Source organism: Methyloglobulus sp., from assembly GCF_046714055.1.
In the GTDB taxonomy this organism is placed as follows: Bacteria; Pseudomonadota; Gammaproteobacteria; order Methylococcales; family Methylomonadaceae; genus Methyloglobulus.
In genome coordinates, this window is the sequence record NZ_JBKKBJ010000154.1 from 1 (window position 1) to 8,495 (window position 8,495).

11 protein-coding genes and 1 pseudogene are annotated in these 8,495 nt (G+C 47.7%); 10 read left to right on the forward strand and 2 right to left on the reverse strand.

Annotation, left to right across the window (positions count from 1 at the left end; genetic code table 11):
* Window positions 1-223 precede the first annotated feature (223 nt).
* Window positions 224-952, reverse strand: a complete 729-nt coding sequence (locus ACLQ6D_RS09140) for a DUF5765 domain-containing protein (protein ID WP_411726974.1) — start codon at window positions 950-952, stop codon at window positions 224-226.
* A gap of 340 nt (window positions 953-1,292) precedes the next feature.
* On the opposite strand from ACLQ6D_RS09140, the gene parE reads away from it, so the two are divergent.
* Window positions 1,293-3,185 carry a DNA topoisomerase IV subunit B gene (gene parE, locus ACLQ6D_RS09145; protein ID WP_411726975.1) on the forward strand — a complete coding sequence of 631 codons (1,893 nt, stop codon included), beginning with the start codon at window positions 1,293-1,295 and terminating at the stop codon, window positions 3,183-3,185.
* Window positions 3,186-3,200: 15 nt separating this feature from the next.
* On the opposite strand, the gene ACLQ6D_RS09150 is transcribed toward parE, so the two are convergent.
* Complete coding sequence (locus ACLQ6D_RS09150) at window positions 3,201-3,416, reverse strand: hypothetical protein (protein ID WP_411726976.1); 216 nt, start codon at window positions 3,414-3,416, stop codon at window positions 3,201-3,203.
* A 20-nt stretch (window positions 3,417-3,436) separates the two neighbouring features.
* Here ACLQ6D_RS09150 and ACLQ6D_RS09155 point away from each other — a divergent pair, with 20 nt between their 5' ends.
* From ACLQ6D_RS09155 to ACLQ6D_RS09195, 9 genes and pseudogenes are all read left to right on the forward strand, one after another.
* Window positions 3,437-4,015 carry a type I restriction-modification system subunit M N-terminal domain-containing protein gene (locus ACLQ6D_RS09155; protein ID WP_411726977.1) on the forward strand — a complete coding sequence of 193 codons (579 nt, stop codon included), beginning with the start codon at window positions 3,437-3,439 and terminating at the stop codon, window positions 4,013-4,015.
* Window positions 3,970-5,163, forward strand: a complete 1,194-nt coding sequence (locus ACLQ6D_RS09160) for a class I SAM-dependent DNA methyltransferase (protein WP_411726978.1) — start codon at window positions 3,970-3,972, stop codon at window positions 5,161-5,163. The genes ACLQ6D_RS09155 and ACLQ6D_RS09160 overlap by 46 nt, the downstream gene beginning before the upstream one ends.
* 110 nt (window positions 5,164-5,273) lie before the next feature.
* The gene (locus tag ACLQ6D_RS09165; RefSeq protein ID WP_411726979.1) at window positions 5,274-5,498 is read left to right on the forward strand and encodes a hypothetical protein; all 225 of its coding nucleotides are present in this window, start codon (window positions 5,274-5,276) and stop codon (window positions 5,496-5,498) included.
* A gap of 71 nt (window positions 5,499-5,569) precedes the next feature.
* Window positions 5,570-5,956, forward strand: coding sequence for a transposase (locus tag ACLQ6D_RS09170; protein ID WP_411726980.1), 387 nt, complete (start codon window positions 5,570-5,572; stop codon window positions 5,954-5,956).
* 251 nt (window positions 5,957-6,207) lie between these two features.
* Window positions 6,208-7,362, forward strand: coding sequence for a restriction endonuclease subunit S (locus ACLQ6D_RS09175; RefSeq protein ID WP_411726981.1), 1,155 nt, complete (start codon window positions 6,208-6,210; stop codon window positions 7,360-7,362).
* Between the two features lie 91 nt (window positions 7,363-7,453).
* Window positions 7,454-7,705 carry a type II toxin-antitoxin system Phd/YefM family antitoxin gene (locus ACLQ6D_RS09180; protein WP_411726982.1) on the forward strand — a complete coding sequence of 84 codons (252 nt, stop codon included), beginning with the start codon at window positions 7,454-7,456 and terminating at the stop codon, window positions 7,703-7,705.
* A 96-nt stretch (window positions 7,706-7,801) separates the two neighbouring features.
* Window positions 7,802-8,047: pseudogene (locus ACLQ6D_RS09185) on the forward strand (type I restriction endonuclease subunit R); the annotation flags it as partial.
* An 82-nt stretch (window positions 8,048-8,129) separates the two neighbouring features.
* Entirely contained in the window at window positions 8,130-8,276 is a 147-nt protein-coding gene (locus tag ACLQ6D_RS09190; protein ID WP_411726983.1) for an AAA family ATPase, read from the forward strand.
* Window positions 8,277-8,392: 116 nt separating this feature from the next.
* Window positions 8,393-8,495 (forward strand): transposase (locus tag ACLQ6D_RS09195; protein WP_411726984.1); only part of this gene is annotated, 103 nt, incomplete at its 3' end.

Consider the following 8,495-nt stretch of genomic DNA (forward strand, 5'->3'; position numbering starts at 1 on the left):
TGATTAGTAAGGAACCCCAGCCAGCACCGTCATACTGGCATGGATGCCGGTATCCAGTCACATGGATGTGAATGTATGACTTGGCATTGTGCCTAAATCAAGCGGCAGGGCATTTGGCACAAACCATTCATGGCTCTAAATTCCGGCTTCCCTGCCGGAATGACGAACTTTTTGGCGCTGGCTGAAGAATCTTGCTAATCAGTTAAATAGTTATACCTGCCTTTTATTTGCTTGTAAAAGAGAAATCAGGGATGTTGGCTTCCTGAGCCGCAAAAAAATTCTTAAAGTACGGCATAAAACTGCCGGTTATCGGGATGGAGAAAAAACAATACATGGCGGCTGCTTCACCAGTGGAAACACCGAAAATCCATTGCGGCATAAATAAGGTCATAATTGCCATGACAAAATGGTAGCTGGCCATTTTCTGGTTGTTTTTCCAAAGGAAGCCACTAAACGCCAAGCCGAACAGTGAGCCGTGGGTGACAAATAATCCGAATGCACTCGAAATCGTATAAGCTATATGATACTTGCCCATATAAAGACAAGAGATCATGTTCCCGATGAAATTAGGCATGATGTCGAAGAGTTGCCACTCATTAGGTAAGAAAGTGCAAATCAGGAATGAGGCGCTGAGCGTAGCGCCGATCATGGTCGCTTTAAGGAGAGCCGTTTTGTCTGATGAATAGGTGGCAAGCGCTGGCATAATGGCCAAGGCTTGCAAGCTGATGTGATAGCTTGATATTTCGCTTAAAAAGTAATTAGTCCCATACCCGCATTGGTCGGCAACGGGATAGGCAAAATACTGGATAAGTTCCATTAGCGAAAAGTGGAATATTGCGTACGATCTTGCGACCCTTACCCAGAAATCTTCTTCTTTATCAAGGAATGTCACGCTGGCAGCAGCAAACCCGACAATACCTAAACTGAGCGACATATTGGCACTAAAACACATAGATAATCCGTATTCTTACTTATATTAAAATTGATGGCAGTGGAAACGTTAAAAGCTATTGTTAATTTTTTCCAGGCTTCATTAGCGTATTAACATTTGGGATATAGTTTAAACAACCTTTACTGACCCGATAAAGCAGATAGGTTGGGTCAGTTTCGAGTCACACACAACGGCTAATTTTAACAACAAATAATCCTTTTTTTTAGTTTTTTTGACAGTGCTAGAGAGCTTTGATAAAAACATAACCTGAAATTTGGATAGGCGGTATTAAGATATTATCCAAACGTTTCTCTACCTTTTCAAAATAATCGACAAATAGCAAATAAGGCAACCCAAACGGATGAGCAACGAATACAACGCAGCGGCAATTGAGGTATTGACTGGACTGGAGCCGGTACGCAAGCGTCCTGGCATGTATACCGATACGACCCGGCCTAATCATCTTGTCCAGGAAGTCGTCGATAATAGTGTCGATGAAGCCATAGCCGGTCACGCCGACAGTATTGATGTGACACTCTACAAAGACGGTTCTGTTCGGGTGAGTGACAATGGTAGGGGAATGCCAGTGGACAAACACCCAGAGCAAGGCATTCCGGGTGTGGAAGTGATCCTGACACAGCTCCACGCGGGGGGCAAATTCTCCAACAAAAATTACCAATTTTCCGGCGGTTTACATGGTGTGGGTATTTCTGTGGTCAATGCCCTGTCTGCCAAATTGGAGGTTGAAGTCAAACGTAACGGCAAAATCTATCACATGGCCTTTGCCGACGGTGAAAAGCGGACTGAATTGAGCGAGACAGGTATCGTAGGCCGCAATAACACGGGTACGATTGTCACTTTCTGGCCGAATGAAAAATATTTCGATTCCAACAAAATATCGGTGTTAAAGCTAAAGCATGTCCTACGCGCCAAGGCGGTATTGTGTCCGGGCTTGAAAACCAGCCTAAAAGTTGACCAGACCGATGAAGACTATTTTTGGTGTTATGAAGACGGCTTGAAAGAATACTTACTGGACCGAATAGGCGACATTGAGTTTTATCCCGACCAGCCATTCATGGGCAATATGGCGGGGAATCATGAGGCGGTCGAGTGGGGCATCATCTGGGCGACCGAAAACCCTCCTGAGATGCTTGCCGAAAGCTATGTCAACCTGGTGCCTACCGTGCAAGGCGGAACGCACGTCAATGGCTTGCGTGCCGGATTAACCGAAGCCATGCGGGAATTTTGCGAAATCCGAAACCTGTTGCCGCGCGGCGTTAAAGTCGCTCCCGAAGATGTGTGGGAAAACTGCCACTACGTGTTGTCGGTTAAGCTCGAAGATCCCCAGTTTTCTGGCCAAACCAAAGAACGCCTGAGTTCCAGGGAATGCGTCACCTTTGTTTCCGGCGTGGCTAAAGATGGCTTTAGTTTATGGCTGAACCAGCATCCACTGGAAGGCGAAAAAATTGCCGAGATCATTATCAACAGCGCCCAAAAACGCTTGCGTGCCAATAAAGCCATTATCCGCAAACGCATCACGGCGGGCCCCGCGCTGCCCGGAAAACTGGCGGACTGCACAGCACAGGATATTGCCAGGACTGAATTGTTTCTGGTCGAAGGGGACTCGGCAGGCGGTTCAGCCAAGCAAGCGAGGGAGCGCGACTTTCAGGCGATTATGCCCTTGCGCGGCAAGATATTGAATACCTGGGAGGTTGAATCCAACCAGGTGATGGCTTCGCAGGAAGTTCATGATATTGCCGTTGCGTTGGGCATAGAGCCCGGTTCCGATGATTTGCGAAACCTGCGTTATGGTAAGGTGTGCATCCTTGCAGATGCCGATTCAGACGGTAGCCATATTGCAACATTGATATGCGCCTTGTTTTACCAGCACTTCAATGCGTTGGTTGTCGCAGGTCATGTCCATGTCGCCATGCCACCTTTGTACCGGATTGATATAGGCAAGCGGGTGTTTTATGCCCTAGATGAAGCCGAGCGGCAAGGTGTCCTGGATCGCATCAAAGCGGAAAAAATTAAAGGCGCAATTTCGGTGCAGCGTTTCAAAGGTTTAGGCGAGATGAATCCATCCCAGCTTCGGGAGACCACCATGAACCCAGATACCCGAAGGCTGGTACAGCTAACCGTAGAAAAAACTGACGACACCCGAGGGCAACTGGATTTGTTGCTGGCAAAAAAACGTGCGCCGGATAGAAAAATCTGGTTGGAAACTAAAGGGAATTTGGCGGATGTTGTTTAGAATTTAGCGTTTATTTTATGGATTGGTTAGCATCCATAGATGCCAGTGGTCGGCATGGGCAGGCACAAGGCCAGCCCCTACGGTACGGCGTGGTGTTGTAGGGGCAATCCCTTGTGGTTGCCCTCCCGTGGTTGCCCATTGCACGTACCAGGGCAGGGATATATCAAAGGTCAGGTGTGCATCAGAAGGGCAGGCACAAGGTTTGCCCCTACGTTTAAATTTGATTACCATAACAATAATGAACAAAACCCGTGTTTGAACAGACCTTTAAAAATATCGACAATGCCTTATGGAAAGATGCCGGGGCATCCAGCGAACTGGATTATACCGAGCAAACCTCATGGATCCTGTTCCTGAAATATCTGGATGACCTGGAACAAGACCGGGCCATGCACACCGAGTTGGTGGGCAAGTCCTACGGCTTCATCATAGATAAGCCTTATCAGTGGGAAACTTGGGCGATTCCCAAAAAACCGGATGGGGCTATCGACCACAACAAAGCCAAGACTGGTGATGATTTAAGGGGATTTATCGACCATGAACTGTTTCCTTCGCTGCGAGACAGGAGTCGAGTAGTCCCCAGAAGCGATAAGGCTGGGCGTTTTCACGAAGCGTTTTTTTTGCGTAGTGAAAATGCAAAGCATTCCGACATCGCGTCGAGTCATTGCGTAACCAATGTTTTATACCCCTTGTTGGGTATAAAACGAGGGAAGCAGGACGGCTGGGACAGCCGCAGGCATTGGCGGTCGGTCGCGTTAAGTTTTTGCCGCTTGCTTGGGCTGGGATGCCCAAAACAAGCTTTCGCAAAAATAGCGACTCCCTTCACTTAAAAGCCTTCAAGCAAAAGGCTTCCAGCCCAGACACCATCGAATACAAGATCGGTGAAATTTTTGGCGAAATCAGCAACAAAATCCAAAGCGGCTATATCTTGCGTGAAGTGCTGGACGAGGTGGATGCGCTTAAATTCCGGTCGCAGGAAGAAAAGCACGAGCTTTCGCACCTCTACGAAACCAAGATCAAAAACATGGGTAATGCCGGACGTAACGGCGGGGAATACTACACGCCGCGTCTCCTGATCCGCAGTATTATCAAAGTCGTCAAGCCCAAGATCGGCGATAAAATCTATGACAGCGCTGTGGGTTCCGCAGGATTCTTGTGCGAAGCCTACGAGTTTCTTAGAAGTAAGCCGGACTTGTCCACCGACGACTGGGACACCTTGCATAAAAACACCTTTTACGGCAAGGAAAAGAAAAGCCTGGCTTACGTCATCGCCATCATGAACATGATCCTGCATGGCATCGAGGCACCCAACATCATCCACACCAACACGCTCACCGAAAACCTCGCCGACATTCAGGAGAAAGACCGCTACGACATTGTGCTGGCGAATCCACCGTTCGGCGGCAAGGAGCGCAAGGAAGTGCAGCAGAATTTCCCCATCCGCACCGGCGAGACCGCATTCCTGTTCCTGCAACACTTCATCAAGATGCTCAAGGCCGGTGGTCGGGCGGGCGTGGTCATTAAAAACACCTTTCTTTCCAATACCGACAACGCCTCGGTGAGCTTGCGTAAACACCTGTTGGAAAGCTGCAACCTGTACACCATCCTCGATTGTCCCGGCGGCACTTTCCAGGGCGCTGGCGTAAAGACCGTCGTGCTGTTATTCGAAAAAGGCGCACCGACCCGTAAAGTCTGGTATTACCAGCTCGACCCAGGACGTAGCCTGGGCAAGACCAACCCGCTGAACGATGTTGATTTAGCCGAGTTCATCGAATTGTCTGAAACCTTTGCCGAATCGCCCAAAAGCTGGAATGTCGATGTTGCAAACATCGACCCGGCAACCTTCGACCTCTCTGTGAAGAACCCAAACGGCGGCGAAGAAATCACCCACCGCAGCTCACAGGAAATCATGGATGAAATCGCCACGCTGGATGCGGAGAGCGCGGAGGTGTTAAAGAAAATACGGGGTTTGATGTGAGAAAATGTAAGGGAGCTTCTAAAACACCACCTCTTCCAAGACATGATTATAAACACAAGTTACAGCACCGTCATTCCGGCATGGATTGCCGGAATCCAGGACACAGGGATGTGAAAAACAGATCAAAAATGATACCTTACGATCAAAAAACGGTTGCTAATTTTGGCATTGCCATCCATGGCATCTGGATCTCGGCAATCCATGCCGAGATGACGAGTTGTGTAGATACCTATGCCCTCAGGGAGAAGGAGATTGTTGAATTATTAGAGATTCCTACAATCCTGACAGCCATCGCCGCCGCTCCATCCGATTACGTGGTTACGATTATTCCCTAAATGGCGCTTATTTCATTACCATTTGTACACATCATCATGAATGTTTACTGGGTGAAATCAGCCAAAATCAAATGGCTTTAAGCGCGGCTGGGGAAATGGTAGCCCAGCAGTGGGAAGCCTTGACTCAACGGTTTTCTGCATTGCAATTGGATGAATTTATCATTATGCCCAACCACATCCACGGCATTCTTGTCTTCGATAACGCGGCAGATAATTTGTCAAAATCGACGTTAGGCAACATAGTCGGGGCATTCAAATCCATTACCACCCATGAATACATCAACGGCGTTAAGCAACACAATTGGCAACCGTTCGACAAAAAATTCTGGCAGCGCAATTATTACGAACACATCATACGTAATGAAGAATCGTTAAACCAAGTGCGCGAATACATCATCAATAATCCAGCCAATTGGCCGCAAGATGAAAATAATCCGGTCATTTACAATGCTAAATGACGTGTTTCAATCCCAAATTCGAACGGGATCGGGGTTGACGGGATTGCGGTGTACGCTATGGAGTGCGCTGTAGGGGCAACCCTTGTGGTTGCCCATTAGCACGTACAAGGGCAGGGATATACCAAAGGTCTGGTGTGCATCCAAAAGGGCAGGCACAAGGCCTGCCCCTACAGGTTGCCCAAATATACAAAACGAAAGCCTCAAGCATGAAGGGTTGAAAGCGCATATTGATCGTATTGGGATGGTGATTTATGAACGCAAGGGAGCAGACAACAATGCTTAAAACAGGATGGTCGCAGAAAATATTTGAAGAAGTTTTAGAAATTAAAAATGGTAAAAATCAAAAACAAGTACAAAAAGAAAATGGTGAATATCCAATTTACGGAAGTGCTGGCAATGTGATGGGTTGGGCGGATGAATATATCTGTGAAATTGGGACAACTATTGTTGGCCGTAAAGGAACGATCAATAGTCCTATTTATGCTGAAACAAAATTTTGGAACGTAGATACGGCTTTTGGTTTATCACCAAAGGCACTGTTAAACTCAAAATTTTTATATTACTTTTGTCTTTCATACGATTTTAGCAAGCACAATCGGGGGACTACGATTCCAAGCTTGGTGAAGTCAGACTTGTTACAAATTACTCTTCCACTTCCACCCCTCCCCGAACAACAACGCGTCGTCACCATCCTAGACGAAGCGTTTGACGGCATTGCCACCGCCAAAGCCAACGCCGAAAAGAACCTCCAAAATGCCCGCGCCCTCTTCGAAAGCCACCTCCAATCCGTCTTCGCGAATGCTTGGAAAACTGGCGATTTGGTAACACTTGCAGATTTGGCGACTGACATTACAGACGGCGACCACATGCCACCGCCAAAGGCTCTGAATGGCATTCCTTTCATCACCATCGGAAATATTGCTAAAGACACTCGTACAGTCAATTTTACCGACACGTTTATGGTGTCGAGAGAATACTTCGATAGATTGAAGCCCAACAAAAAGCCAAAGAAAGGGGATGTGCTCTACACGGTTACAGGTTCGTTTGGTGTTCCTGTTCTGGTCAGTGAGAACCGAGAATTCTGTTTTCAACGCCACGTTGGACTGGTACGTCCAAAGCCAGATGTGAGCAGTGAATGGCTTTACTATTTACTTATGTCGCCGCAAATTTTAAAACAGGCTAATGATGGCGCGACCGGGACAGCTCAAAAAACAATTTCGTTAAGGCTGCTTCGCGGTTTCCAAGTTCCGCGAGTGCCTCTGGCACTTCAGCGGACAACCGCAACAAGGTTTGACGCATTTATCAAAGAAACCCAACACTTACAATCCCTTTACCAACGCAAACTCACCGCCCTGGACAATCTAAAAAAATCCCTGCTGCACCAAGCCTTCACTGGACAGCTTTGAAAATAAACAGGATACAGATGCATTCGGTTGATTAAATCGAATGATTTAACTAAAGTGAGTAGATTAATCCCGCATCAAGAGAGGCACTGTTATGCAAACTGTTACCGCCAGCCAAGCCAAATCCCGTTTCGGTGAATTCCTTGACCGTGTTCAGCGCGAGCCGGTGCGTGTGATACGCCATAACCGAGTGGTGGGTGTGATGGTTAGCGCTGAGGATTATGAGGCAATGTGTGCGTTTTACTCCGATCGACTGCGCCAGACTTTAAATGAATGTGCCAATAGCGCAGCCACAGCGGGCCTATCCGAAGAGAAATTGGCCGAACTGCTAGCCGATGAAAGCTGAATTAGCATTGCCCGATTGTTATGTGCAAATTGTTTTCGACATTAATGTTCTGTTGAGTGCCGTGCTGAATGAAATCAGCTATGTAAAGTGCAACTCATGAACGAAGCCGAAACCCGCGCCGAACACATTGACCCCGCGCTAAAAGCCGCTGGCTGGGGTGTGGTTGAAGGCAGCCGTATCCGGCGCGAGTATCCGATTACGTTGGGTCGCATCGAGGGATATGGCAAGCGCGGCAAGGCGTTGACTGCCGATTATGTGCTGGAGTACCGCAACACCAAATTGGCGGTGGTGGAAGCCAAGGCTTGGGAGAAGCTGCTGACCGAGGGCGTGGGCCAGGCCAGGCCAGGCCAGGCCAGGCCAAGGATTATGCGGGTAAGCTTGGTTTACTGAAACTATATTAAAGTAACTTATTGGGGCTGTTAAGATGATTGAGAGCATTTCAATATCTGGAGAAGATGTACGTTATATCTTTGAAGCCCAACAATTAGCTGGATTATCAGCAATCAATTTTATTTATGGAGCAAATGGCTCGGGCAAAACGACCATTTCAAAAATTATTCTGATTACGTAGGACCCACAGCCAATTTTGAAGTCAAAGGCATAAGTGCAAGCCCTTGAAACCAAAGGAGGCGGGAGATGAGCAAAAACAAAGTGCAATACCAGAAAGGTATGGGTTTGCCCGGTTTTATGAAGGCGTACGGCACTGAGGGGCAATGCCGAGAAATGGTTTTCCGGTCACGTTGGCCGAAGGGATTTCGATGCCCCGACTGTGGCCATGGCAAATATTGTG

Coding starts and splice junctions, on each gene's coding strand:
- ACLQ6D_RS09140 (WP_411726974.1), bottom strand. CDS start 952: ATGTGTTTTAGTGCCAATATGTCGCTCAGTTTAGGTATTGTCGGGTTT.
- parE (WP_411726975.1), top strand. CDS start 1,293: ATGAGCAACGAATACAACGCAGCGGCAATTGAGGTATTGACTGGACTG.
- ACLQ6D_RS09150 (WP_411726976.1), bottom strand. CDS start 3,416: ATGGTAATCAAATTTAAACGTAGGGGCAAACCTTGTGCCTGCCCTTCT.
- ACLQ6D_RS09160 (WP_411726978.1), top strand. CDS start 3,970: ATGCCCAAAACAAGCTTTCGCAAAAATAGCGACTCCCTTCACTTAAAA.
- ACLQ6D_RS09170 (WP_411726980.1), top strand. CDS start 5,570: ATGGCTTTAAGCGCGGCTGGGGAAATGGTAGCCCAGCAGTGGGAAGCC.
- ACLQ6D_RS09175 (WP_411726981.1), top strand. CDS start 6,208: ATGAACGCAAGGGAGCAGACAACAATGCTTAAAACAGGATGGTCGCAG.
- ACLQ6D_RS09180 (WP_411726982.1), top strand. CDS start 7,454: ATGCAAACTGTTACCGCCAGCCAAGCCAAATCCCGTTTCGGTGAATTC.
- ACLQ6D_RS09190 (WP_411726983.1), top strand. CDS start 8,130: ATGATTGAGAGCATTTCAATATCTGGAGAAGATGTACGTTATATCTTT.